The 25,975-nt window shown below is 64.3% G+C and carries 21 protein-coding genes and 1 pseudogene; 16 read left to right on the top strand and 6 right to left on the bottom strand.

Features of this window, described 5'->3' with window-relative positions; genetic code table 11:
• The first annotated feature begins 37 nt into the window (after positions 1 to 37).
• Both FND50_RS05440 and FND50_RS05435 read left to right on the top strand, forming a co-directional pair.
• Complete coding sequence (locus FND50_RS05440) at positions 38 to 1,168, top strand: LuxR C-terminal-related transcriptional regulator (protein ID WP_144285018.1); 1,131 nt, start codon at positions 38 to 40, stop codon at positions 1,166 to 1,168.
• Positions 1,161 to 2,138: a LuxR C-terminal-related transcriptional regulator gene (locus FND50_RS05435; RefSeq protein WP_186301242.1), complete on the top strand. Its 978-nt coding sequence runs from the start codon at positions 1,161 to 1,163 to the stop codon at positions 2,136 to 2,138. Before FND50_RS05440 ends, FND50_RS05435 begins: the two co-directional genes overlap by 8 nt.
• A gap of 15 nt (positions 2,139 to 2,153) precedes the next feature.
• Here FND50_RS05435 and FND50_RS05430 read toward each other — a convergent pair whose 3' ends face one another.
• Complete coding sequence (locus FND50_RS05430; RefSeq protein ID WP_144285017.1) at positions 2,154 to 2,474, bottom strand: 2Fe-2S iron-sulfur cluster-binding protein; 321 nt, start codon at positions 2,472 to 2,474, stop codon at positions 2,154 to 2,156.
• A gap of 334 nt (positions 2,475 to 2,808) precedes the next feature.
• Between FND50_RS05430 and FND50_RS05425 the strand changes: the two genes are divergently transcribed.
• From FND50_RS05425 to FND50_RS05405, 5 genes are all read left to right on the top strand, one after another.
• A complete protein-coding gene (locus tag FND50_RS05425) occupies positions 2,809 to 4,131 on the top strand; it encodes a cytochrome P450 (protein ID WP_144285016.1) in 1,323 nt (440 codons plus the stop codon).
• Between the two features lie 2 nt (positions 4,132 to 4,133).
• Positions 4,134 to 5,363: an NAD(P)/FAD-dependent oxidoreductase gene (locus FND50_RS05420; RefSeq protein WP_144285015.1), complete on the top strand. Its 1,230-nt coding sequence runs from the start codon at positions 4,134 to 4,136 to the stop codon at positions 5,361 to 5,363.
• A gap of 58 nt (positions 5,364 to 5,421) precedes the next feature.
• A complete protein-coding gene (locus FND50_RS05415; RefSeq protein WP_144288979.1) occupies positions 5,422 to 6,528 on the top strand; it encodes an NAD(P)-dependent alcohol dehydrogenase in 1,107 nt (368 codons plus the stop codon).
• A 35-nt stretch (positions 6,529 to 6,563) separates the two neighbouring features.
• Positions 6,564 to 8,000 carry an aldehyde dehydrogenase gene (locus tag FND50_RS05410; RefSeq protein WP_144285014.1) on the top strand — a complete coding sequence of 479 codons (1,437 nt, stop codon included), beginning with the start codon at positions 6,564 to 6,566 and terminating at the stop codon, positions 7,998 to 8,000.
• Between the two features lie 74 nt (positions 8,001 to 8,074).
• Positions 8,075 to 8,329, top strand: coding sequence for a hypothetical protein (locus FND50_RS05405; RefSeq protein WP_144285013.1), 255 nt, complete (start codon positions 8,075 to 8,077; stop codon positions 8,327 to 8,329).
• Between the two features lie 14 nt (positions 8,330 to 8,343).
• Here the strand turns inward: FND50_RS05405 and FND50_RS05400 are convergent, their stop codons facing one another.
• From FND50_RS05400 to FND50_RS05385, 4 genes are read right to left on the bottom strand one after another with little or no spacing between them, the layout of a single operon-like run.
• The gene (locus tag FND50_RS05400; RefSeq protein WP_144285012.1) at positions 8,344 to 9,189 is read right to left on the bottom strand and encodes a PaaX family transcriptional regulator C-terminal domain-containing protein; all 846 of its coding nucleotides are present in this window, start codon (positions 9,187 to 9,189) and stop codon (positions 8,344 to 8,346) included.
• Positions 9,190 to 9,198: 9 nt separating this feature from the next.
• Positions 9,199 to 11,088 carry an AMP-binding protein gene (locus FND50_RS05395; protein WP_260850915.1) on the bottom strand — a complete coding sequence of 630 codons (1,890 nt, stop codon included), beginning with the start codon at positions 11,086 to 11,088 and terminating at the stop codon, positions 9,199 to 9,201.
• A gap of 1 nt (position 11,089) precedes the next feature.
• Positions 11,090 to 11,902 (bottom strand): SDR family NAD(P)-dependent oxidoreductase, encoded by an 813-nt coding sequence (locus FND50_RS05390; RefSeq protein ID WP_144285011.1) that lies wholly within the window; start codon positions 11,900 to 11,902, stop codon positions 11,090 to 11,092.
• A complete protein-coding gene (locus FND50_RS05385) occupies positions 11,899 to 13,281 on the bottom strand; it encodes an MFS transporter (RefSeq protein ID WP_144285010.1) in 1,383 nt (460 codons plus the stop codon). Before FND50_RS05385 ends, FND50_RS05390 begins: the two co-directional genes overlap by 4 nt.
• A 423-nt stretch (positions 13,282 to 13,704) precedes the next feature.
• Between FND50_RS05385 and FND50_RS05380 the strand changes: the two genes are divergently transcribed.
• From FND50_RS05380 to FND50_RS05355, 6 genes and pseudogenes are all read left to right on the top strand, one after another.
• Positions 13,705 to 14,868, top strand: a complete 1,164-nt coding sequence (locus FND50_RS05380; protein WP_144285009.1) for a 2-hydroxyacyl-CoA dehydratase subunit D — start codon at positions 13,705 to 13,707, stop codon at positions 14,866 to 14,868.
• Positions 14,869 to 14,898: 30 nt separating this feature from the next.
• Positions 14,899 to 16,224 carry a 2-hydroxyacyl-CoA dehydratase subunit D gene (locus FND50_RS05375; protein ID WP_144285008.1) on the top strand — a complete coding sequence of 442 codons (1,326 nt, stop codon included), beginning with the start codon at positions 14,899 to 14,901 and terminating at the stop codon, positions 16,222 to 16,224.
• 20 nt (positions 16,225 to 16,244) lie between these two features.
• Positions 16,245 to 17,123 (top strand): acyl-CoA dehydratase activase, encoded by an 879-nt coding sequence (locus tag FND50_RS05370; RefSeq protein ID WP_144285007.1) that lies wholly within the window; start codon positions 16,245 to 16,247, stop codon positions 17,121 to 17,123.
• Positions 17,124 to 17,170: 47 nt separating this feature from the next.
• A pseudogene (locus tag FND50_RS37730) lies at positions 17,171 to 17,272 on the top strand (hypothetical protein); the annotation flags it as partial.
• Between the two features lie 413 nt (positions 17,273 to 17,685).
• Positions 17,686 to 19,284, top strand: coding sequence for a molybdopterin-dependent oxidoreductase (locus tag FND50_RS05360; RefSeq protein ID WP_260850914.1), 1,599 nt, complete (start codon positions 17,686 to 17,688; stop codon positions 19,282 to 19,284).
• A gap of 37 nt (positions 19,285 to 19,321) precedes the next feature.
• On the top strand, positions 19,322 to 21,019 hold the full coding sequence (locus FND50_RS05355; protein WP_144285005.1) for an FAD-dependent oxidoreductase: 1,698 nt from the start codon (positions 19,322 to 19,324) through the stop codon (positions 21,017 to 21,019).
• 81 nt (positions 21,020 to 21,100) lie between these two features.
• Here the strand turns inward: FND50_RS05355 and FND50_RS05350 are convergent, their stop codons facing one another.
• On the bottom strand, positions 21,101 to 21,892 hold the full coding sequence (locus tag FND50_RS05350) for an SDR family NAD(P)-dependent oxidoreductase (RefSeq protein WP_144285004.1): 792 nt from the start codon (positions 21,890 to 21,892) through the stop codon (positions 21,101 to 21,103).
• 345 nt (positions 21,893 to 22,237) lie between these two features.
• On the opposite strand from FND50_RS05350, the gene FND50_RS05345 reads away from it, so the two are divergent.
• The 3 genes from FND50_RS05345 (at position 22,238) to FND50_RS05335 (ending at position 25,880) form a co-directional block, all read left to right on the top strand.
• A complete protein-coding gene (locus FND50_RS05345) occupies positions 22,238 to 23,866 on the top strand; it encodes an AMP-binding protein (protein WP_144285003.1) in 1,629 nt (542 codons plus the stop codon).
• A 68-nt stretch (positions 23,867 to 23,934) separates the two neighbouring features.
• On the top strand, positions 23,935 to 24,987 hold the full coding sequence (locus FND50_RS05340) for a nitronate monooxygenase family protein (protein WP_144285002.1): 1,053 nt from the start codon (positions 23,935 to 23,937) through the stop codon (positions 24,985 to 24,987).
• 62 nt (positions 24,988 to 25,049) lie between these two features.
• Positions 25,050 to 25,880 (top strand): PaaX family transcriptional regulator C-terminal domain-containing protein, encoded by an 831-nt coding sequence (locus tag FND50_RS05335; RefSeq protein ID WP_144288977.1) that lies wholly within the window; start codon positions 25,050 to 25,052, stop codon positions 25,878 to 25,880.
• The last annotated feature ends 95 nt before the right edge of the window (positions 25,881 to 25,975 follow it).

The following is a 25,975-nucleotide window of genomic DNA, read 5'->3' as shown; positions in this document are numbered from 1 at the left end:
CGTCATCCGTGCGCGGCCACGGCGCGAGGAGTGGTGAGTGGTCATTTCGACGAGTTCGTTCGAGCTTGCCGAGCTTGCCGAGCAGGCGGTTGCGGAGTTGCAGGAGCTTCTCGGCAACGAGCCGAACCTGATCCGGCTGGCGGACGGCGAACCCGACCTCACGGTGATCCGTGCGTTCGCGGCCCGGAAGTTGCGTGAGGGCGTCGACTCCCCCGAGCGCACCCTGCGCCTCGCGGAGCTCGTGACAGAACTCGACGCCGCGAGTCGCGAAAACATCGCCCGCCGACTGAGCGTGCACACCGCCCAGTTCGAGGCACTGCAGCGGGTTGTCCGTGCGCTCGATGCCGGTGCGGATCACCTCGCCGAGGTCGTGACCCGGGAACTGTGCACCAGCCTGGGATACGGCAAGGCGATGTTCTCCGTGGTCCGCGGTTCCACCTGGTCTCCCACCGCGCTGGCGGTCAACCCGGAACTGACCGGGGACTTCCACGAACTCGCCACGGCCATCGACGGACGCGAGATCTCGCTGCGCGAGGCCCCCCGCGAGGCCGAACTGGTCCGGCGACGCCGGCCGTATGCCGTAGACGCCGTCGACACCTACCGGCACACGTACCGGCCCCTCATCGACCTGTCGCGACCCGCCGGATACCTCGCCGTTCCGGTCGTCGTCGACGCCCGCGCGGTGGCGATTATCCACGTCGACCGCCAGAGCGACAGCCTGTCCGACACCGACGTCCACCTCGTCACGGTGCTGGCGGGCGCCTGCGCCTCGTCGAAGGAACGCGCCGACCTGCGGCAGCAGATCTACACCCGAAACGAGCACGTCGACGCCGAGATACAGCGGCTCACCCAGGCACTGCGGCACCTCGAGCAGGCACCCGTCACGATGCCGGAATCGGCCGCCGCCGAACTCCCCCGGACAGGGGCGTCCACCGACTTTTCGCAGGCACCGATCATGCCGCGCGCGCAAGCGCTGACCGCGCGCGAACGCGAGGTGCTCACGCTGATGGCGACAGGGGCAACCAACGCCACCATTTCCCGTCGGCTGTGCATTTCCGACGGCACCGTCAAGTCCCACGTCCAGCGGATCTTCAAGAAACTCGGCGTCTCGACGCGAGCCGAGGTAGCGGCGCTGTGCGCCAACGCCAAGACGGTGTCCGGTGGCTGACGCTCCCCACCCCGAACCGCACACGGACGAGAACACCACGGACACCGATCGCGCCATCACGGACATCCTCTCCGAGATGCGGACGGCCGATCCGGACCGTTCGACCGAACTCGGCAGGCTCCTCGTCGATCTCCTCGACCGCAGAAACGCCACGGACGCGATCCGGTCCGCCGAGATCGGCGCGGTCGCGACGGGCATCGATCGCGCCGTCCGGGCATTGGACGACGCGGCCTCGAGCGCGGAACTCATGCAGCGCGCGTGCGAGCGCGTCGCGGAACTCTGCTCCGTGGACAAGGTTGTCCTCTCACGCCTCGACGGCGACCGGATCATTCCCGTCGCCGCGTTCAGCGCCGCCCCGGACACGATGCCGGCACTGCCCTCCGAGTTCGGTCTCCCGGACGGCTCGCCCGAGGCGGATGCGCTCGAGACGAACACCGTCACGGTGGGTTCCCCCGCTCCCGCCGAGCTGCGAGAGTTGCTGGGCGCGCACGGTTTCACCACCACCCCCGTCGTGGTCGACGGGACTCCTGCCGCGCTCGTTCACGTCGGCGCGGTGTTGGACGGGTCACGACGCCACGCCCTGGGGGTGTTCGCCGAAGTGCTCGGCGGGCACTTCGAGCGAGTCGGCCTGGAGTCGCGTCGTGAGCGTCAGAATGCGCTCTTGCGCGAGAGCGCCCGGCGGTGGACCGGCGACCCCGACGTCGACGCGGCACCCTCCCGCGGCGCGTCCGATCTCGCACCGTCGCAGTCCGACCGCGACGTTGCCCAGCAGCGCCTGCTCGAACCACTGACCGAACGCGAAGCCGACGTCGTCCGATTGATTCTCACCGGGGCGTCGAATTCCGCGATCGCCGCCGAACTGGTCATCACCGTCGACACGGTCAAGTCCCACGTGAAACGCATCCTCCGCAAACTCGGCGCGACCAACCGCGCCGAGCTGATCGCGAAGTATCAGTCCCCGACCCGGTGAACCCGGCCGGATCGGTCAGGCGTCCGAGGACGGCACGGTCACCGTGACGGTGTCCACGTCCGGCGTCAGCACGAGCTGGCAGGCGAGACGCGAACACGGCTGGACACCGTCGAGGAACTCGAGGAGGTCCTGTTCCTCCAGGGTCGGCTCGCCGAACGCCGCACTCGAATCGTCGTCCAGGAACACGTGGCAGGTGGCGCACGAGCAGCTACCGCCGCATTCCGCGACGATGCCGGGCAGGTTGTTACGTACCGACCCGTCCATCACGCTCTGGCCGGCGGGGACGTCGACTGGCGACGTCGAGCCGTCCGGGAGCTTGTAAACGACGGTGGGCATGGCGATCTCCTTCGGGTCGTCCGGTGAACATCTGCGCGGCCCTCTCGCGGGCGGCTCGCCGAACCCAGAAAGGTCCGGCCGAGTTCATATCGAAAATTGTGTCGCCGGTCACTGGCCGGGCACATCACCACTTCGACTGATTACCCCCCTCCAGCGGGGTGATTCTCGGCGTCCATGCAGGGGTGACGCGGCATACATCCCCCGTTAGGTGGACAACTATCGATCAATGGTGTGATGCCCCTCACTCTCACAGCTGACAGGCTGAACTCACTCCAGTCGGCGAGGGCGCCGCAACGTTCGGCGCCGCATCTCACTGCACCACGAAGGGGAATTGATGAGCACTACAGAGCAGGTCACGGAACTGATTCCGGACGCCGTCGCCCGCCAGGTGGTCCTGCCCGAGGGACACCGGGACAACGACGCGCTGTTCGAGGCCTACCGCTGGCTGCGGGAGAACAACCCGCTCGGGCGCGCCGAAGTGGAGGGGTACGACCCCATCTGGCTGGTGAGCAAGCACGCCGACATCATGGAGATCGAGCGCCAGCCCGACATCTTCACGAGTGCCGGCGGCGAGGACAAGGGCTCCGTCAACCCGATCCTGGCGAACCAGGCCGGCGACGCGTTCACCAAGAGCATCAACAACGGCAGCCTCCGCATCCTCGAGACCCTCACCTACCTTGACCCGCCGGAGCACACCGCGATCAAGGACATCGCGCTGGACTGGTTCCGGCCCACCAACCTCGCCCAGTGGGAGACCGTCATCCGCGACCTCGCCAAGGCTGCCGTCACCCGGCTGCTGAAGACGGACGGCCGGATCGACTTCGTCAAGGATTTCGCCCTCCACTACCCCCTGCACGTCATCATGAGCCTGTTCGGGGTACCGGAGTCGGACGAACCCCGGATGATGGCCCTCACGCAGGAATTCTTCGGCACCGCCGATCCCGACGCCGCGCGTGAGGACGTCGAACCGCTCACCCCGGACGCCGCCGCGAAGCAGTGGGTGGCCACGATTCAGGACTTCTACGCCTACTTCGAGCGGCTGCTGCAGGACCGGCGGGCCAACCCGCGAGACGACCTCGCGACGATCATCTCGGTGGCACGCGACGAGAGCGGCGAGTACTACCCGAACGAGGTGGCCTACGGCTACTTCATCGCCATCGCCACCGCCGGTCACGACACCACCTCGAGCACCCTCGCGGGCGGCATCCTCGAACTCGGCCGCAACCCCGAACTCCTCGCGAAGGCGAAGGCGGACCCGGCGCTCGCACCGCACATCGTCAACGAATCGCTGCGCTGGGCGTCGCCGGTGAAGCACTTCATGCGTCAGGCGACGCAGGACTACACGCTGCGCGGTCGCGACATCAAGAAGGGCGACCGCTTCATGCTGCTGTACCAGTCGGGCAACCGGGACGCGGACGTCATCCCGGACCCCGACACGTTCGACATCACCCGCAGGCCCAACAAGCACATCGCGTTCGGCTACGGCCCGCACATGTGCATCGGCCAGCACCTGGCGAAGCTGGAACTGCGGATCATGTTCGAGGAACTGCTTCCCCACATCGCGTCGGTCGAGTTGGTCGACGACACCAAGATGATCCAGACCAACTTCGTCGGCGGGCTCAAGAACATGCCCGTGCAGATCGAGTTCACCCGGTAACCATGGTCACGTCACAAACAGCACCCACCGTGGTGATCGTCGGCGCCGGGCATGCCGGCGGCACTCTCGCCGGCATGCTGCGGCAGCAGAAATTCGACGGCCGGATAGTCCTGTGCGGGGACGAAACCCATCCGCCCTATCACCGACCGCCGCTGTCGAAGAAGTACGCGGACGACGAGTTCGTCCAGTGGCTCAAGCCGGAATCGTTCTACGCCGACAACGAGATCGACACACTCCTCGGCGATCCGGTCGTCCGGATCGACCGGGACGCCCGCACCGCGACGACGGCGTCCGGCACGGTCCTGGAGTACACGACACTCGTTCTCGCGACGGGCGCCGCGCCGCGGACGCTGACGCTCCCCGGAAGCGATCTCGAGAATGTGCTGAGCCTGCGTACCCTCGGCGACGCCACGCAGTTGCGCGAGGCCGTGCACACCGGATCGACTCTCGCCATCATCGGTGGTGGGTACGTCGGTCTCGAGGTCGCCGCCTCCGCGCGCGCTCGCGGATGTGAGGTCACGGTGATCGAACGGGAAGACCGGGTGCTGGCGCGGGTCGCGAGTCCCGAACTGTCGAACGCTCTCACCGACTTCCACCGCAACCGCGGCACTCGCATCCTCACCGGTGCCGAGGTCCGAGGAATCACCGAGAAGAGCGGTCGCGTCGCGGGTGTCGAACTCGGCGACGGAACCGAGATCCCGTGCGATCTCGTACTGGTCGGTGTCGGCGCGATCCCGAACGACGCACTGGCCCGGGAGTCCGGCATCGAGTGCCTCGCCGGGATCGTCGTGGACGGTTCGGCCCGCACCAGTGATCCGCACGTCCTCGCGATCGGCGACGTGACCTACCGCCTGCACGACACGCTCGGGAAGATGGTGCGACTCGAAAGCATCCCCAGCGCAGTCGAACAGGCAAAGCAGGCGTCGTCGGTCATCACCGGGACGCCGCTGTCGCCGCACGAGGTGCCGTGGTTCTGGTCGGATCAGTTCGACCTGAAGATGAAGATGGCAGGGATGGTCGGCCCGGACACGAGGGCCGTCCTGCGTGGCAACCCGTCCGACTCGTCCTTCGCCCTGTTCCACCTCGACAGCGACGGGATTCCGGTGGCTGTCGAGACCGTGAATGCTGCAAGCGAATTCATGGCTGGTAAGAAGTTCATCGGTAATCGCAGCAAGGTCGATCCCACCGCTCTCGCCGATCCCGCCATCTCGTTGCGGGAAGCCGTTCTCTGAGCATTTCGATTCCGGTCGTCCTCACCGGGCCGCCCACACAAGACATGGAGAAATGACGATGGAAGCACTCGCAGCAGTCGCGAGAGAACCGCACACCGAGTTCACCCTCGAACCTATCACCATCGACGGGCCGAAGGCCGGCGAGGTGCTCGTCGAAATCGAGGCAGTCGGCATCTGCCACACCGACCTCGCCGCCCGCGACGGCGCCCTCCCCACCGCACTGCCCGCCGTCCTCGGCCACGAAGGCTGCGGGATCGTCCGGGAAGTCGGTACCGGCGTCACCAAGGTCGCCCCCGGCGACCGCGTCGCCATCACCTTCAACAGCTGCGGCACCTGTCCCTCGTGCACCACCGGGGCACCCTCCTACTGCCACCAGTTCATGCACCTCGCCTACGACGGCGTCCGCGACGACGGCACCGGCCCGATCACCACCCCCGACGGCGAATCCCTGACCGGCCTGTTCTTCGGGCAGTCCTCGTTCGCCACCTACAGCCTGGCGTTCGAACGCAACGTGGTGAAAGTTCCCACCGACGTTCCCGCCGAACTCCTCGCACCGCTGGGCTGCGGCATCCAGACCGGCGCCGGCGCCGTCATGCGCTCCCTGAACTGCCGCCCCGGATCCGCGATCCTCGTCGCCGGCGCCGGATCGGTCGGGCTGGCCGCCGTCATGGGCGCCGTCGTGCAGGGCTGCACCACCATCATCGCCGTCGAACCCCACCAGTCCAGGCGCGACCTCGCCCTCGAACTCGGTGCCACCCACGCCCTCGACCCCGCCGCCGGCCCGGTCGCCGAGCAGGTCCGCGCCATCCTCCCCGCCGGCGTGGACTACGCCATCGACACCTCCGGCATCCCCGCCGTCATCGAATCACTCATCGGCGCCATGACCTTCCACGGCAAAGTCGGCCTGATCGGTGTGCCCGCCGACCCCGAATCCTCCGTGCCGCTGAACATCATCAACTCCCTTGCCATGGGTCTGACGATCACCGGCATCATCGAGGGCGACAGCGTCCCCGACGAGTTCATCCCCGAACTCGTCGAGCTGTACCAGGCCGGCCGGTTCCCGCTCGACAAACTCGTCACCACGTTCCCGTTCGCGAAGATCAACGACGCGATCGACGCCCAGCACCGCGGCGAGGTCCTCAAACCCGTGCTCGTGCAGGACTGACACCCCCTCACCGAACCTCCCGAGAAGGACACCCGATGACGATCGACTACCCCGATCTCTACATCCGCGGCGGATGGGCCCGCCCGTCCGGCGCCTCCACCATCCCGGTCATCTCCCCCACCACCGAGCAGCAGATCGGCTCGGTACCGGAGGGCGCCGAGACCGACATCGACGACGCGGTCGAGGCCGCGCGCGCCGCACTCACCGAATGGGCCGCATGGACCGCAGCGCAGCGCGCCGAGGTACTGGGCCGCTTCGCCGACGAACTCGAAGCCCGCGCCGAGGACACCGCGACCCGCGTGAGCAGACAGAACGGCATGCCCATCACCCTCGCCCGGCAGTTCGAGGGCGGCTTCCCACCCGTGCTGCTGCGCTACTACGCCGACATGGCGGCGCAGCAGGAAGACGAGATCCGGCCCGGCATGCTCGGCGGCTCCACCCTCGTCACCCGCTCCCCGATCGGCGTCGTCGGCGCCATCGTCCCGTGGAACGTGCCGCAGGCCATCACGTTCCTCAAACTCGCCCCCGCCCTCGCCGCCGGGTGCAGCGTCGTCCTCAAACCCTCCCCCGAAACCGTGCTCGACGCGTTCCTCATGGCCGAGGCCGCCATCGCCGCCGGACTGCCCGCCGGTGTACTGAACGTCGTCCCCGGCGGCCGGGAACTCGGCGCCTACCTCGTAGCCCACCCCGGCATCGACAAGGTCTCGTTCACCGGCTCCACCGGCGCCGGCCGCGCCATCGCCCGCACCTGCGGCGAACTGCTCCGCCCCGTCACCCTCGAACTCGGCGGCAAATCCGCCGCCGTTATCCTCGACGACGCCGACCTCGCCGCGAACCTCGAATCCTTCTACGCAGCAACGCTCCTCAACAACGGCCAGATCTGCTGGCTAGGCACCCGCGTCCTCGCACCCCGCTCCCGGTACACCGAGATCGTCGACACCATCACCGACCTCGCCCGGGGCCTGTCGGTCGGCGACCCACTGTCCGACACCACCCAGATGGGGCCACTCGTCTCCGCCCGGCAACGGCACAGCGTCGAAAGCTACATCGACAAGGGCCGCTCCGACGGCGGCCGCGTCACCACCGGCGGCCGACGACCCGACAACATCGACCACGGCTGGTTCGTCGAACCCACGGTCTTCGCCGACGTCGACACCGGCCACACCATCGCCCAGGAAGAAATCTTCGGCCCCGTCCTGTCAGTCATCCCCTACACCGACGAAGCCGAGGCCATCGCCATCGCCAACCACTCCGACTACGGACTCGGCGGCTCCATCTGGACCGCCGACCCCGAACGCGGCGCCGCGTTCGCCCGCAACGTCGCCAGCGGAACCGTCGGCATCAACGGCTACTCCAACGACCCCACCGCCCCCTTCGGCGGCATCAAGGACAGCGGCCTCGGCCGCGAACTCGGACCCGAGGGCCTCGCGAGCTACCAGCAGCTCAAGAGCATCTACCTCGACGTGAGATGACCCGGCCGGGTGCGGCCGTGCGACTTTTCGCACGGCCGCACCCGCATACACGACAAACGAGAGAAGGAGACGTCGTGACCAGGGAAGAACTCGACATGCTCGACTTCGCGGTCAAATGGGCACCCTTCGGCGGCGGAGACGAACACATCCTCCCCGAATTCGGCGTGTTCCCGGCCGTGTTCTACCGCCGGTTGCACCGTCTCCTCACCCACCACCCCACCATCGACGACAGCGTCAAGCACCGACTCGACGAACTGTGCACGACGAAACTCGCACCCCCACGGCCGGGCAGGAAGAGGTCGTACTCGCGCGTCCGCGCTGCGGGGTGACCGGACCACCGTAACTATCTCGGTGCGGATTCCTCGACGACCCTGAGCCAGTGCGCATGCGCCTGCGCCGACCACTGTTCGCGGCGTCGCTGGAAGAGCACAGCGCCATCACGACCGATCCATTCGGGCAAGAGTTCCTTGGGGAGTTGTGGGTCGAGCCGCATGAACCTCTGTTGCAGGCTTACGAGTTCGATGTAGGCAAGTAGCAGTTCATCGTCGTCGCCCGGCTCGGATGCACCGTCCTGCGTGAGCAGTGTCTGGTAGCTCGCGGCAAGGTCGGTCAGATCCCAGGCCCGATCGACGACTTCGTGGTTGCCCAGCCCTCCCGGGCGAAGATTGCCGGTGAGAACAAGTGCCGATTCGGACAGACCGAGCGTCGAGACCAATTCGCTCAGTTCTCGCGCCCTGTCGACGTGCGGTGTCACCCACACTCCTGGCGTGGGATTGCCCATCCCCAACCACGTCAGGCCTCCGTTGAGACGGTTGCGAACCGAGTTCTTGCGTTGCGGCACCGTGATCGTCAGCACGAGCCATTCCTCATCCCACGGCGACGGTCCGTCGAGAAACGCATGCGACCGCTTGATGCCGTCGGCGGCCAACGCGCGACCGTGGTCGGCGAGGTGCCAGCGCACCCCACGGCCGATGCGTTCACGCTTGATCCATTTGGCGGATGCGGCACGTGAGAGCAATTGCCGTGCAGCGTGATCCTCTATCCCCATCCCGCCGAGGACCTTCATCAGCGCGGCGGTCCACGCTCCCTCTTCGGTGTCGTACAAGAACTCACCGATGACCGTCAACAGCATCGACCGCGCACTCGGCGGCGGCAGTGGCTGCTGTGCAAGACGGTTCGACGCTATCAACGAGTCCTCCTACTGTGTCGCAACGAATGTACTCACTTCGACTCGCGACAAGAACTCGTAGGCCCCCAACTTCTCCTCCAAGCACTCGATGTCGACGCTCGACGCCGACGCGGGTGTCAGCGTCACGGTCACTTCTCGACGAAGACCGGTGTCGTCGAGTGCGACATCACAGACTACGGGTGCCCGGCTCGAGCTCGAAACGACGTGACGAACCTCGTCCTTAAAAGCCAGTGCTCGTAGCGCAGGCTTCGATATCTTACCGACGGGAGTCAGCGGCAGCCGATCCAGTACCGTGACATGAACTGGGGTAGCCGCTTTCTCCTGCACATGTTCTCGGCAGAACTGCAACAGTTCGGCGGACTCGGCAACAGACCCGGCCTTGAGCTGAACGTACGCGACCGGCATCTCCCCCTTCGCTTGATCCGGTCGACCTACCGCAGCCACCACTTCTACCGCCGGATGCGAGCCCAGCGCCTCCTCGATGTCTCGCGGATCGATGTTGTGACCACCACGGATGATCAAATCCTTGCTGCGTCCCGACACCCAGACGAATCCGTCGTCGTCCACCGTTCCGAGGTCGCCCGTCCGACCCCACACGCCTCCGCCGGGCACACCGGTCACGAAGAAGCCGGCATCGAGGTGCGCATCCTGGTATCCGGGGCTGACAGTCGGCCCGCCGATCAGCAACTCTCCCAGTTCCCCTGGTTCACAGTCCCGACTCCATTGACCGTCGATGTCGAGAACGACAGCGCGTACCTGGGAGTGCGGCAGGGGCCGGCCGGCCGAGCCCACGCGCGGCTCGACACCGTCGTTCGGATGTCCGGTGATCGTTCCGTGAAACTCTGTACCTCCCCAACATTCACGCAGCCATATTCCGAACCGATCGTGAAACGTCCGGATCAGAGCTGTGGACACTGTGCTACCACCGACGTGGAAATCGGTCAGCGTCGTCGAGCCCTTCGGCGCGCCCGCCGCGTTCAAGATCGCGAATGCTGTCGTCGGGGTGGCCATCGTCGACGTCATACGGTATCGCTCGACGATCGCCCAGAAGTTCTCGACAACGTCCCGCGAGCGGAAGCCTCCGGACGTCAATGTCAGCAACGTCTGTCCATAGACAACCGATCGAAGGGCAAGCGCGATGCTTCCGCCGCAGTGAAAGTTCGGCATCCCGTGGCCGACCACGGCATCTTCCTCGCAACCCATCAGGGCTCCGACGTTCCACGCAACGACGAGTTGGCCGCTTTGCGACATGCGCACCAACTTCGGCGCTCCCGTAGTTCCCCCGGTGGGCATGACCATTGCGTCCCGGTCTGGGTCGTCCTCGACGTCGACGGTCCGGCCGCGGTGTTCGGTCAATGCTGCGGTGAACGTGCTGTCGTCGCCGTCGACGAGAAGGACATCTCGCAGTGTCGGGACACTCGCCAGAACCGCAGCGACGTCCACACCGCGTTCTCGAAGGATCGCGCCGGTCGTGACCAGGACGGTCGCAGAGGTGAGATTCAGGATGTTGACGAGCGAGGCAAGTTCGAGAAAGGGATTCAATGGCACGGCCGTACCCACCCGCTGAGCACCCCAGGTGGCGAACAATCCCTCGGGCACCATCGGAACCATCACGGCGACCACGCTCGGCGCGTCCGCAGCACGCTCGAGGAACACCGAAGCCGATGCCTCCACCCCGATCAGCAGCTCGCGATACGTGACATCTCGGGTCGGGGTCAGGAAGTCCGGACCATCGAGATGCAGGAACGCGCTCTTGTCCGGGTGCCGACGAGCCGATTCGGTAAGGCATGCGTGAATTGTCGAGCCGGGTAGCAGGTGCTGGTGTCGGTGCTGTTCCACGTCGAGGATGTCCTCGCGCGACCAGACACGGCGGCGCACCAAGGCCGCACGTGTGCTCATTTCAGACAACGGAGATACCACCGTTCACACTGATTACCTGTCCTGTAATTCTGCGCGAAAGCGGAGATGCGAGGAACAGAATCGCATCGGCCAGATCCTCGGGCTCGGTGAGACCTAGCTGAGCCTGTGAGACAATCTTGTCGAATATCTTCCTACTGAAATCCGCACTCATGGCCCGATCGTACGATCCGGTGTTGACGATGAGCGACGGCGTCAGAACGTTGACACGAACACCGTACCGCTTGGCTTCGACGGCGAGCGTTTGCGAGAACGTCACGATCGCAGCCATCGCGGCACCGATTCCGGTCTCTCCGGGGGTGGGGACCTTCGCGGCGTCCGACGCGATGGTGACGATCGCGCCTTGTCCGCGCTCGCGCATCACGGGCACGACGGCCCTGCTCATCAGAATCGGTCCAATTGCCTGCTGGACCAGAATGTCGATCAACTTGTCGGGTTCGATGTCGTGCAGCAACGTGGGCTGATATTGAGCGACAGTGGAGTTTACGAGAATGTCGACTGCACCGAGATGTTCCTGCGCCTGTCGGACGACTTCGTCCGCTGCGCCGGCAGCGTTGACATCCGCGGCGACGAACAGGACGTCGCATTCGGGGTTCGCCTCTTGGAGTCGAGCAAGTGCGTCCTTCCCGCGACGCTCGTTGCGACCGACCAGCACCTGCTTCGTCGCTCCTGCGTCAGCGAAGTATCGCGCGGTGGCGAGACCCACCCCCGACGTCCCACCCGCGATGAGGATGCCCGAGCCGGAAAAGTCGTACCCGCGCTGCGCGGACAGTTGGGATGTGTGGGGAGCGTTCATTGTACGTTGCTCGCTTTCATTGAAGATGACGGAGATGTCTGCGTGATAGCCGAGTCCTGCTGCGGAGCGTGAATCTTGACGATGTAGGCGGCACTGAAGGCGCCGAGAGCGCATAGTGCGAGGCACAGTGCGCTGACGGTCCAGACACCGCCGGCGGTGGGCTCGAGCGCGGTCGCGACCAGCGGTGCGAAGCCGGCAACCAGCGCCGCCAGCTGCATTCCGAACGACCCCGCGGTATATCGCACAGCGGCAGGCAGGCTCTCCACGACGAAGGCCGGGAAGATACCGTTGACCACCGCGTGCCCCAGCCCCGCAACGAGGATGAGTGAGATGAACACCAGCGCCAGGTTGCCGACGCCGAGCATGGCGAAGTAGAAGAACAGAAGTACGGCCTCGCTGAGCAAACCGAAGACGATGAGTCGGCTCCGGCTGACCTTGTCGGAGAGTGCCCCCCATACCGGGTTCATGAGGACGACGACCAGCGTTGCTGCAGAGACCACCCACAACATGCTCGTTCGAGGGATACCCGACTGGTTGACGGCATAACTGAGGCTGTACACGGTGATGACGTACCAGATGGACATCATTCCGGCCATGATGAACGTGATACCGAGGATCGTCATAGGATGCTTGGACAGCGCGTCACGGATCGGATTGTGCTTGACCGCAGCCGCGTCAGAGGACGAAGCAGCACGGTCGGCCTGACTCTGCTTGAAGTCGGGCGTCTCGTCCAGACCGCGGCGGATCAACATTCCGACGAGAACAATGACGGCACTGAGCAGGAACGGAATCCGCCAACCCCAGGAATTGAACCGATCGTCCGGCATCAGCGTGACGACGGCGAAGACGATCGTCGCGAGGAGGGTTCCGCCCTGCGCGCCCGCAGTGGAGAAGCTGCCATAGAAGCCACGCTTGCCCTTCGGGGCATGTTCGACCGAGATCAGGACAGCTCCACCCAGTTCACCGCCGACCGCCAGTCCCTGCAGGACTCGTAGAACGACCAGAAGGATCGGGGCAAATGAACCGATCGAGTCGTACGTCGGAAGCATACCGATACACACGGTCGCGGCGCCCATCACGGAGATCGTGAGTAGCACTGCGGTCCGGCGACCGTACTTGTCACCGATGTAGCCGAACAACAGCCCGCCGAGTGGACGAGCTACATATCCTGCGGCGAAGGTGGCGAAGGACAGCAGCAATGCGACATGAGTGCTGACGTCGCGGAAGAAGAGGTCGCCGAAGACGAGGGCGGCGGCAGTTCCATAGGCGACGAGGTCGTAGTACTCGATCGCCGATCCCGAGAAGGCCGCAAGAGACGCACGGCGGGACGTCGTCTTCGATAGTGGCGTGACTGTGTCGGGAGGCAGGGACGAAGGCATAACTTCTCCTGGAGCACTGGAAGGGGAAGGATCGCGGCGAAGTATCGACCGCGGCATCGATTGTGAAGCAGTCCATGAATGGAATGACCATAAAATGTGACGTGCATCTCGTCAAGTGGACGTTTGGGGCGGATTTCCTCGAGGATTGTTGCAGGCAAACGGATTTCACTCATTCGTGCGAGCCTGCGGCTAGCCATCACGCACTCCTCCCATGACCTCAGGTCGCACATCAGCAGCCCTCCACATCAGCCTTGCGCTCATCAGAGTAACGCATCTAGCTGCAACGTTGTACATATTTTTGAACATCTAGTTGCAAGATGTGAAAATTGGGCGCATGATCGCACCTGTCGGGTACGCCACAGCCAAAGACGCGTACCTGGGTCCAGCGCCATGAGCTACACGAGAGAAGGACGGGCGAGAACCATGCCGTCGACATTCACGCAGGCAATGCGCACCATGAGCGCCGTAGCCGATAGGCCGACCGACTATGTCGCACAGTGGAAGGAACGCACCGGGAGAAAAGCACTCGGCGTCTTTCCGATGAACTTCCCCGCCGAGCTGGCACACGCCGCAGGCGTACTTCCCGTGATCATTCAAGAAGACCGTGAACCGATCACCGTCGGCCGGAATTTGTTGGGCGAGTTCAATTGTGGCTACACCCGCAACGTCGCCGATCAAGCAGCACTCGGCCGATTGGACGTCTACGACGGCTTCTTCCATGCCGACCATTGCATTCAGTTGCTGGGTGCCATCGATGTCGTGCGCGAGGACGAATCGAACAAGCCGGTCTACTTCGGCCAATTGATGTCCTCGATGAGCGATGATTGGGCATTTCCGCAGGTATTGGGAAAGATGGAAGATTTTCGTAGCGAGATCGAGAGGTTCGCCGATCGCAGGATCTCCGACGCGGATCTCTCGCGAAGCATCGCCATCTTCGACGCCAACCGGCGCCTGATGCGGACGATCTTCGAGAACAGGCGGTCCGGCGACGCCGGACTGACGTCCGCCCAGCTCCAGGTCCTCGTCAAGTCCAGCATGATCATGGACAAGGAGGAGCACACAGAACTGCTTCGCGACGTGATGCGCGACTCGAACTACGTGCCCCGCGACGACCGTATCCGCATCCACCTCTCCGGCCACTTTTGCCATGCCCCAAAACCTGAACTCCTGGACGTCATCGAGGACTGCGGAGCCATTGTGGTCGATGACGACCTTTTCCACGGAACACGTTATGTATCAACGGATATAGACCCTGAAGGCGACCCACTCGAAGCACTCGCGTCGGTGTACCTCCGGCGCAACACCGCCGTACCCTGCCCGACTCGGGTTCAGCACGAAGTGGACTGGGACCGGTTCCTCGTCGACTCGGTCGACGCCAGCGGCGCGCAGGGCGTCATCGTCCTGATGGCGAAGTTTTGCGAACCGCACATGCTCTTCTACCCGGAGCTGCGGAAAGCATTGGAATCCAAATCGATTCCACTGCTTCTCATCGAAACCGAACACGAGGGTCTGCCGATGGAATCCGTCCGCACCCGGGTGGAAGCGCTGGTGGAGCGAATCAGACGCAAGCAACTGTCCACCGTCTAGCACCCACACCTACCTCCGGAGGAATGTACTGTGTCAGTCCCCACGCTCGGCAATTCCAACAAGATCGTCATCCCGACCGCCACCAACATGGTGGGCGACTATTGGGAGAACCTGTTCACGGCGAAGGAACGCGGCAAGCAGGTGGTCTGGTACAACGGTTCAGCCGTGAACCCGATCTTCCAGGCAGCCGGACTCGAGTGGTGTCACGGAGAAGCTTTCTCGGCACGTCTGGCCGCACAACAGCTCGAGAAGCCGGCTCAGCTCGCCGGTGAGGAGTACGGGTACATCGGTGAGTTGTGTTCATATGCGAGAACGCATCTCGGCTGCGCAGTCCTCACCAAACAAGCCAAGGCCGAGGACGAGAGCGGCATCGTGGGTCTCGTGGACCAACAGCAGCTTGCCTCGCGCCTGCCCGCACCCGACTTCTTCGTCAACGCGTACGCAGGATGCAGCACCGGTCAGCAGTGGGACGAGATTTCGTACCGTGTATTCGGTAAGCAGGTGCCGATCTTCAACGTCTCCATCCCCTTTCTGCCGAGCAACAAGCCCGACGCCGGCTACCTTCGCGGTGAGGAATGGGAGCAGGCGTCCCGTTATGTGGCGGATCAACTGCACAAACTGATCGCTTTCCTCGAGACGATGACGGGCCGGCCATTCGACTGGGATGTCCTACGGCAGAACATGTCCTACATCAAGCGCGCCTCGGAGCTACGTCGCGAGGCGATGGCGCTGTGCCGTGCCGCCCCGACTCCGGCCACCTACTGGGACTGGATCGCCAGCATCGCGCACATCAACTTCATGCCCGCCGGACCGGAATTGGTCCAGTACTTCGCCGATGTCAAAGCCGAAGTCCAGTACCGCCTCGACCACGCCGTCCCCGGCGTCCGCAACGAACGCTACCGTCTCTACTTCGACGGCATCATGAACTGGAACAAGCTCGGCTGGCTGTCGCGCAAATTCGCCGACGCCGACGTCGCCGTGGTCTGCGGGAGGTACACGCACAATGCGTTCTGGCAGGAACCGCACCTGATCGACACGGAAGATCCCATTCTCGGCATGGCGCAGCACTATCTGCTGTGCCCGACGAATCACGGTGTCAAGACGCTCAAGCACCTCACCAACCGCGATTGCGTCGACTACGGAATCGACGGAATCGTCTTCCACGCCTCCCGTACCTGCCGAGCATTCACCAATCCCCAGCACCTACTCGCGAAGTCGGCACAGAAAGAACTCGGAATACCCTCGATGTTCTTCGAAGGTGACGTCGCCGACGCATCCTTCTACAAGGACGAGATCCTCGAAGGCCGTCTGACGGCCATGCTCGAGGGCATCGACCTTCGCCGAAGCCGGGTCTGATCGAGGTGACGGAATACTTCATGGGAGTCGACCTGGGATCGACGTCCGCCAAGGCCGTCATCCTCGACGGGTCCGCAGCATTTCTGGGCGCGAGCGCCGTTCAGATGGGCGCCGTGAGCCGAGCTGGAATGCGGCAGGCGATCGACGACGCTATCGGCCGGGCCTCGGTGGCGCCGTCGCAGATCACGGCCACCATCAGCACCGGCTACGGTCGCCGGCTTGTCCCTGGCATCGGGCGGACGTTCACCGAGATCACCTGTCATGCGCGCGGCGTCGCAGCACTCTGTCCCGGTGTCCGATTGATCGTCGACATCGGTGGGCAGGACAGCAAGGTCATCGCTGTGGACGAAGATGGACTCGTCGAGGACTTCGCAATGAACGACCGATGTGCCAGCGGCACGGGACGATTCTTCGAGGTACTCGCGAGGGCCATCGAGTGCGAGGTCGACGAGCTGGCCGACCTCGCCATGTCGGGTGACAAGAACCTGGAGGTCAGCAGCATGTGCGCAACCTTCGCCGAAACCGAGATCGTGTCGCTGCTCGCAAGCGGGTGCGAGCGGACGGACATAGCCGCCTCCGTTCACCGAGCGGTTTCCGCTCGGACACTCGGTTTGATTGCTCAGGTAGGCAAGAAGACACCGGTGGTGATGACCGGTGGGGTGGCGAAGAATGCCGCGGCCGTCCACTTCCTGAGCTCGGCACTGGGGGTGCGCATCGACGTCCCGCCGGACCCGCGGATCACCGGCGCCTACGGTGCAGCTCTCCTCGCGCTCGAGACGCGCGGCAACGCGGCTTCGCCCCCGGACGTCGAGCTCTCACCCACTACACCGCCGGCCCACTCGTGCGGAGACTGCACTGGCTCGATCGAGCTACACATGCCGACCGTACGGGCGTCATAACGCGGTCGCCCAACCTGCTGAACAGCCGTAGCTGCACCAGGAGATCAATGAAGCACACGCGAAACTCTTTCTGCCGGATCTGCATCAACCACTGTTCGATACTCGTCGACGTCGACGACGGAGTCGCGACCGCGATCCACGGGAACAGCCGCAATCAGGTGTACGGCGGATACACCTGCGTGAAGGGACGATCGCAGCACGAATACCTCCGGCACGCCGATCGTCTCGTGCATTCGCTGGTGCGGGCCCCTGACGGCCATGAGTGTGTCCCCGTCGAACAGGCCATGGACGAGATCGCCGCCAAACTCGCGGACATCCGCGACCGGTACGGACCTCGGGCGATCGCCAGTTATGCAGGGACGATGGCACACATCACCACCGCGCCGACTGCAGCACCACTGCACAACGCCCTGCTCGATGCCCTCGGCTCCGATATGAGGTTCGACCGAATACCATCGACAAGGGAGGAAAACAGGTCGCGCAATCCCTCCTCGGGTACTGGTCCGCCCCGTCCCAGGGGTTCGACGCACCGGAGGCCATCCTGCTCATCGGGATCAACCCGATGGTTACCTGCACGGGCTTTCCGGCGGGCTCACCCAAACGATGGCTCTTGGACACTGTTGCCCGGGGGTGCAAACTCATCGTCGTCGATCCGCGCCGGACCGATGTGGCACAACACGCCGATTGGTTTCTGCAGGCGGCACCCGGGCACGACGTCGCGATTCTCGCGGCCATGATCAGGATCGTCATCGACGAGAGCCTGTTCGACCGGGACTTCGTAGCCCGGCACGTGCGCGGCCTTCCGGAGTTGACCGCGGCGGTGGCCCGGTTCGATCCTCACGACGTGGCGCGGCGTGCGGGGATAGCCGGTTCGGACCTGGTCGCCGCCGCCCGCTGCTACGCCAACGCGAAACGCGGCTACACCATGGCGGGAACCGGACCGAACATGGCTGGCGAGGGCACTCTGGTCGAGTACCTGGTGCTCGTCCTCGAGACCTTGTGCGGACGCTGGCTGCGAGCGGGTGAGACCGTTTCGGCCTCACCTACGTTGCTCCCCTCCTACGTTCCTGTCGCCCAGGCCACATCTCCGGATGCCGATTGGGGGTTGCCGGGCGAGGTGCGGGTTCGCGGATTGCGTAAGACCCGGGCCGGGATGCCGACGGCAACGTTGCCGGAGGAGATTCTCACCCCGGGAGAGGGGCAGGTGCGTGCGCTGATCAGCTGGGGAGGTAATCCGGCCGTCGCGTTCCCGGATCAGCGGCGGACGGTCGAGGCGCTCGAGTCCCTGGAATTGTTCGTCCAGATCGACCCGTGGTATTCCGCTTCGGCCCGTGTGGCCGATTACGTGATCGCACCGACGATGCCGTTGGAGGCGCCGTCGACGACCGTGTTTCTCGATGCACTCGCGGCGAGGGGAACGGGCTATGGAATCGGGCAATCCTACGCACAGTATTCGCCTGCGGTTGTCGAGCGCCCCGAAGGGTCCGATGTCATCGAAGAGTGGCGGTTCTTCCACGGGCTCATGACACGACTCGGATATCCGGTCGAGGTATCGCCGTTCGGATGTCCGTCTTCTCCCCCTCGGCCGATCGACGGCGTCTCGACAACCGACGAACTCATCGACATCCTGACCGAGGGTTCCGCCATCCCCCTGTCGGAGGTCAAATCCCATCCTGACGGAATGACTCGGACGACCCGCCTCCTACAGGTGCAACCAGGCGACCCCGACGTGCTCGATCGCCTCGACGTAGGCAACGGCCTGATGCTCGCCCAGTTGGCCGGACATGCCGGCGTCGTCGAGCAACCCCGGTCGGACCGGCCGTACCGTCTCCTATGCCGACGACACCTCCATGTCTACAACTCCTCCTGCAACATCGATCGAACCCACCGCGGAGTCCCCTACAACCCGGCCTACCTGCACCCTGACGACATGACCGCGCTCGGTGTATCCGATGGCGCGCTCGTTCGTATCAGTTCGGACCTGTCCTCCATCACCGCTGTGGCAATGAAAGATCAGCACTACGAACCGGAACGGTGTCGATGGCGTTCGGCTACGGACCCCCTGGTGACGCCGAGGAAGTATGGGCAGTCGGCAGCAGCCCCAGCCGGCTCGTTTCCGTCTCCGACAAGTTCGACCGATACACCGGGCAGCCGCGAATGACGAACATTCCCGTCTCGATCGACAGAATCGACGCTCAATGCCACACGTGATCACCCAACAGTGCTGCAACGATGCGAGCTGTGTGAGCGTCTGCCCAGTCAATTGCATCCACCCCACGCCTGACGAGCCAGACTACGCTCGCGCGGAAATGCTCTACATCGATCCTGCGACCTGCATCGACTGCGGGGCATGCACGGATGTCGACGTCTGCCCGGTGGACGCGATCGTCCCGGACTCGGCTCTCACCCCCGCGACCGCCCGGTACGCGGACCTCAACGCGCACTACTTCCGCGACTCGACACGCACGCAGTACAGGCGCGAAAGAGTCGCGCGCGAACGATCCGACCGCAACGGGTCATCAGCCGGCCCGCTGCGCGTGGCGATCGTCGGGTCCGGGCCGAGCGCCTGCTACGCGGCGGACGAGTTGACAACCACGCCGGGTCTCGACGTCGAGGTCCACATCTTCGACCGTCTGCCCACGCCCTGGGGCCTGGTTCGCTACGGAGTTGCACCGGACCATCAGCACACCAAGTCCGCGACCCGGACCTTCGAGCGAATGGCACGTCGGCCGGGAGTGTTCTTCCACCTCGGGGTAGAGATCGGCACGCACCTCACCCACGACGAACTCCTTGCCCACCACCATGCGGTGATCTACGCGGTAGGTGCGCCCGCCGACAAGCGACTGGGCATTCCCGGAGAAGACCTGACGGGAAGCATGTCGGCAACCGACCTGGTCGGGTGGTACAACGGCCATCCCGATCACGCAGACCATGAGTTCGACCTGTCCACCGAGCGGGCGGTGATACTGGGCAACGGGAATGTGGCGCTGGATGTCGCACGAATCCTCACACGCGACGTCAAGGAGTTGGCACGCACGGATATCGCCGGCCATGCCCTGTCGGCGCTGGCCGGCAGCGGCATCCGTGAGGTCGTTGTAGTAGGCCGCCGCAACCCGGCGCACGCCGCGTACACGACACCCGAGTTGCTGGGGCTCGCCGGATTGACATCCGAGGTCGAGCTAACCCTCGACTGTCCCGCGATGGAAGTCCACCCCACACAGAACGACATCGACCATCCAGCCTATTCGCCGACAACCCTGAAGGCGCAGGTTGCTGATGAGCTCGCCCTACGACCCGCAGGTAGCGCCCCGCGACGAATAGTGCTGCGCTACCTGGCATCCCCAGTCGAGATCCTCGGAGACGATCGCGTTCGAGGAATTCGCCTGCGACGCAATGAGATGGTCGCTGACGATGACGGCCGTTCCGGCATCCGGCCGACCGAGATCACAGATGTGCTCGAGTGCGGACTCGTCGTACGGTCGGTCGGCTACCGGGGCCGCCCGGTGCCCGGCCTTCCCTTCGACATCGACCACGGAATCATTCCGAACCACAACGGTCGGGTTGTGGATCCGAGTACAGGAGAAACTCGGACGGGCGTGTACGTAACCGGGTGGACCAAACGTGGTCCTTCCGGCGTCATCGGCACGAACAGGCGCTGCTCGATCGAAACGGTCACCAGTCTTCTCGACGACCACGCGAACGGACGGCTCACAGCTCCAGCGCACGATCGCCGATCGTTGCTGGATCTCGTGCGAGAACGCAGGCCGGAATCGATCGACTTCGAAGGTTGGCAGGCCATCGATCAGTTCGAACGGACCGCGGGGAAGCGGGAGGGACGCCCGCGGGTCAAGATCGTCGACATCGACGGCATGCTGGTTCGGGCCCAATCTTCCTGACGCTGCGCCATCACCGCCTCAGCCACCCTGGCGGCGATCGCTCTGCGCCGGCAGGGTGGCGAGGGTGAGGTTCATGGTGTGTCAGAAGGCAGAGATGCCGCCGTTGACGCTGATCGTCTGACCGGTCAGACGAGCTGCGTCGGGCCCGCCGAGAAACACGATGAGGGACGCGAGATCCTCGGGCACAGCCACCCCGAGATGTGCTTGAGCTGAAGCCTTCTCGAAAAGCGACTTGCTGAAACCATCGCTGAGCACATTGGCCGCTGTTGGTGTGCCATCGATCAGTGAGGGAGTCACCGCGTTCACTCGCACACCGTTGCGCTTGGCTTCGATCGCGGTAACCCGCGTGAACATGACGATCGCGGCCATCGCGGCCCCGAGGGCACTCTCACCGGGCGTCGGCACCTTGGCTGCATCCGACGCGATGTTGACAATGCTTCCCCCTCCCTGTTGCTGCATCAACGGCAGCACTGTCCGGGTCATCAGCATCGGGGGCAGGGCCTGCCCCATCAGGATGCCCCCGATGTCGGCGACTGGAGTACGGTGCAGCAGCTCAGGCCGGTAGGACGTGGTTGTGGAGTTCACAAGAACGTCGACCGATCCCAACGCCCGGTGAGCCGCGGCGACGGAAGATTCCACCTGGCCGATGTCGGATGCATCAGTCGCGATGAAGGTTACGTCGGCATCCGAACACCGATCCTGGACCGTTCGCTCTGCGGCTTTCCCTCGCTCTTCGTTTCGACCGAGCAACACGATGCGGCGTACGCCCGCGTCAACAAAGCCGAGAGCCGTCGCGAGGCCGACACCCGACGTGCCACCGGCGATCAGTACTCCGGACTCTTCGTACGGCCGGACCAGCGTGGATGAGGACATGCACTTACCTCCAGAGACGGTGCTACCGCACCTTGGTTGACAGATATTGATGTGTCATGGAAATTTATGTAGAGTATAAACACAGTGCAACACATTCCTGAAGAGGCGCCAGAGACTCGGATGGCTTGGTCATTTTTGATCGATGATGAGGTAATCGCCGGCACCGGAGGCATTCACAGCACTGCGCGGTTCGCCGACATACTTGTATGACAATGCTGGACGCAAATCGGTTTTCAATGTATTACTTCAGTGTGTGATAGAGGCAACAAAGGGTCGAGAAGTCTCGTGTACCGCGTATCGAAACGACACGTCCACTCTCAAACGCTGACGACAGGATTACGCACCATGCACTCAGAACTGTCACTGTGGCCGTCGACTCCCAGCACCGGAGTTCGCGACATCACCCTCGGTGGATTGCTTCGCGAAGCGGCAAGCACAGTGCCGGACCGTATCGCACTGGTCGATGCCGTTCCGGACCCCAGCGAGCGGACCTCATGGACCTACAGCGAACTGCTGGCCGAGGTCGAGTCGGTCGCCAAGGCACTGTTGACCAGGTGCGAGCCCGGAGATCGGATCGGCATCTGGGCTCCGAACAGTGCCGATTGGGTCATCCTGCAGCAGGCCGTCGCGATGGCGGGGATGGTCGTCGTCGCGGCGAATCCTGCCTACCGCGCCCACGAACTCGAGTACGTGCTGAAGCAGGCCGGCGCCGTGGCGCTGTTCTATCGCGATTCCTACCGAGGAGTCGATCTGCGGTCGATCATCGACGAGATCCGGCCCAATCTTCCCGGGCTGCATACGATCGTCAGCACGAGCACGTGGCGGTCGTTCGTCGATGCCGCCGACAGCACGAAGGAATTGCCCGAGGTAGACCCCATGGATCCCGTGCAGATCCAATACACGTCGGGAACGACGGGCTTCCCGAAGGGTGCCCTACTGCACCACAAGGGCATCATCAACGAGGCCAACTTCGTATTCGACCGCGCCGACATGGAAGAGGGCGGCGTGTGCATCAATGCGATGCCGATGTACCACATCGGCGGCGGCGCTGTCACCGAGTTGGGCACCTTCTCGAAGCGAGGCACCTACGTCGTACTCCCTGCATTCGATGCCGCGCAGACTCTGGAAATGGTCGAAACCTACAACGGCACGCACTCGCTGATGGTCCCCACGATGCTCATCGCGCTGCTCGAACACCCGGATCTGGAGACGAGGGACATTTCCAGCCTGCGCACGGTGCTGTCCGGAGCCGCGACCGTGCCCGAGAGCCTGATCCACCGAGTCATCGACCGCCTGGGCTGCCAGTTCACGATCCTGTTCGGACAGACCGAGATGCACGGAGTGATCAGCCAGACCCGCGTCACGGACGATCCGGTCGATCAAGCAACCACCGTCGGTCAACCGTTGCCCGAACTCGAGGTCAAGATCGCGGACCCACTGACGGGTGACGCACTGCCGATCGGTGAACAGGGTGAAATCTGTTGCCGCGGCTACCAGAACATGCTCGGTTATTACGAGATGCCCGATGCCACCTCCACAACCATTGACGCCGAGGGATGGCTGCACATGGGAGATCTCGGCACCATGGATACCCGAGGCTTCATCAAGGTCACCGGACGCCTGACCGAGGTGATAATCCGCGGCGGCGTGAACCTGTATCCACGCGAGATCGAGGAGCTACTGTTCCAGCACCCGTCGATCGCCGACGTCATCGTCGTTGGCGTGCCAGACGAACGGTGGGGCGAGCAGGTGGGGGCCGTTATCCGACTTCACGACGGCCACGATCAGCCCGACCCTTCCGCACTCAAAGCCTGGTGTCGCGAACGTATTTCGGCACACAAGGCGCCTTCACTCTGGTATTTCACCGACCAGTTCCCGATGACGCCGAGCGGCAAGATTCAGAAGTTCCGGCTGCGCGACCGAATCATCGCCGGCGAATTGGCGTCGGCATCCGAGCGCGCGGACGTGAGTTGACGTATCGAGGTGTCAACGCACCTACTTTGTAGAACTACTCACACCCCACTTCCCGGCAGGAGCCCTTCATGCATCCCATCACCAACCGGTATACGCGCCTGATCGGAATCGACCACCCGATCGTCCAGGAAGGACTCGGCCCGTTCCGGACTCCCAAACTCGCGGCCGCCGTCTCCAACGCAGGCGGGTTGGGGACGGTCTCGATGCCCGGCATGCCCACCGACATCGAGGCAGGCGCACGCACGTTCCGCGAACACATCGAGGAGTGTGCGTCCCTGACCAGCAAACCGTTCGCGGTGAACATTCCGGTCGGTGTCGACGGCAACGGCACCGTACTGCCGTTCACCGACGTCTACATCCGCACAGTGCTCGAGGCTCGGCGATCAGATTCGGCACTAGCCGACCAGTTGACCGTACTCACCACCTCGGCGGGCTTCCCCGGCGACTACATCGGGCTGGTCAAAGACGCCGGCATGATCCACCAACACAAGGTGGGGTCCACGAGGCAGGCAGTCAAGGCAGCAGAGGCCGGCGTCGACGTGGTCATTGCGGCAGGATTCGAGATGGGCGGCCACGCACCGAGCAAAGCCGTTCACTCCTATGTACTGATTCCCAGCGTCACCGAAGCCGTCGACGTTCCGGTTCTGCTCACCGGCGGTGCCCGCGATGCCCGGGGCCTCGCATCGGCGCTGGCGATGGGCGCAGAGGGTGTGGCGATGGGGACTCGGTTCATCGCCAGCACCGCGAACTCCGACTGGCATCCCGCGTATATCCAGGCGCTTCTCGACGCCGGTGAGGGAGACGACGTCGCATTCGACGGTGTCTACGGACCGTGCCGAGGCCTGCGCAATGCTGCATCGAAGAAGCTCACGAACCACCAGGAGTCGGCGGGTGAGATCCTCGATACCGTCGAACTCACACGGTGGAAGATCGAGTCGATGCAGCGCGCTCAGACAGACGGCGATGTCACCGACGGCCTGGTCCTGACCGGGCAGGTGGCATCCGCGATCAACGACATCATCGATATCGCCGAATTCGTCCCTCGCATGGCGTCCGAGGCGGCCGATATCCTTCGCCGACTCGCATCTGCGTTGCCGACACCGGTGCCGGTGCCGGCCTGAGCAGATTCCTGGCAGCGGTGGTTCACGTGGTCGCAGATAGCATGTCCGCCGTGACCGAATCAATGTCGAAGCCGGCGGCGGGGGGGTCGACCTCGGTTGGCAGCGCGCGTTCCGCACTCATCTCGATTCTCGGCGAGTTCGTCGCTCCGTACCGTCGACCGGTACGGACGGCGGCGCTGCTCTATGCCCTCACCGGCCTGGGCTTCGGGGAGGCTGCCAGTAGGCAGGCAATCGCTCGCGCAGGTGCGTCCGGCCTGATCACCGCCACACGAGACGGTCGCGAGACGAAGTGGAGCCTCACCGAGCGAGGCCATCAGCTGTTCATCGAAGGCACGAGGCGCGTGTTCCCGGACGCGTCACGGGCCGGGCGATGGGACGGCCGGTGGCTCGTCGTCATCGCTCCTGTTCCCGAGTCGCACCGCGCCGTACGCAAGAAACTGTATGCGGCATTCCGGTGGGCCGGCTTCGGCAACCCCAGTCCCGGCGTGTGGGTCACGCCGCACGTTGATCGACTGGCCGAAGCCACGGAGGTCATCGATTCCCTCGGACTGTCGCCGAACACCGTCTCCTTCATCGGGTCGCCCGCGGCCGCCGGCATCTCGGAGGACGAGCTGGTGCACCGTTCGTGGGACCTCGAGAAAATCGCCGACGACTACGACGACCTGCTGACCAGGTTCGCAGACAAAAAAGGCCTGTCGGGCGAGGCTGCACTGTTCGCCCACCTCGAGTTGGTGGACGCGCTCCGGCAGACGCCCTACATGGATCCGCACCTGCCGGACGCCCTCCTGCCCGACTGGCCCGGCCTCGGGGCCGTGAAACGACTCCAGGATTTCCGCACCGAGTGGGCACCGGCAGCCCACGCACATTGGCTCTCCGTAGCGCGCCTGGACTGAACACGGACTCACCGCGTCCTGGCATACGTCTGCCCAGATTTCGTTTTACATTTCTCGACAGCACATGTCCAGAAATGTATAGTTCTAGGCAGCGC

The organism is Rhodococcus sp. WB9, from assembly GCF_007558985.1.
Taxonomy (GTDB): Bacteria; Actinomycetota; Actinomycetes; order Mycobacteriales; family Mycobacteriaceae; genus Rhodococcus_F; species Rhodococcus_F opacus.
This window is presented reverse-complemented; position numbering and strand designations above follow the sequence as displayed.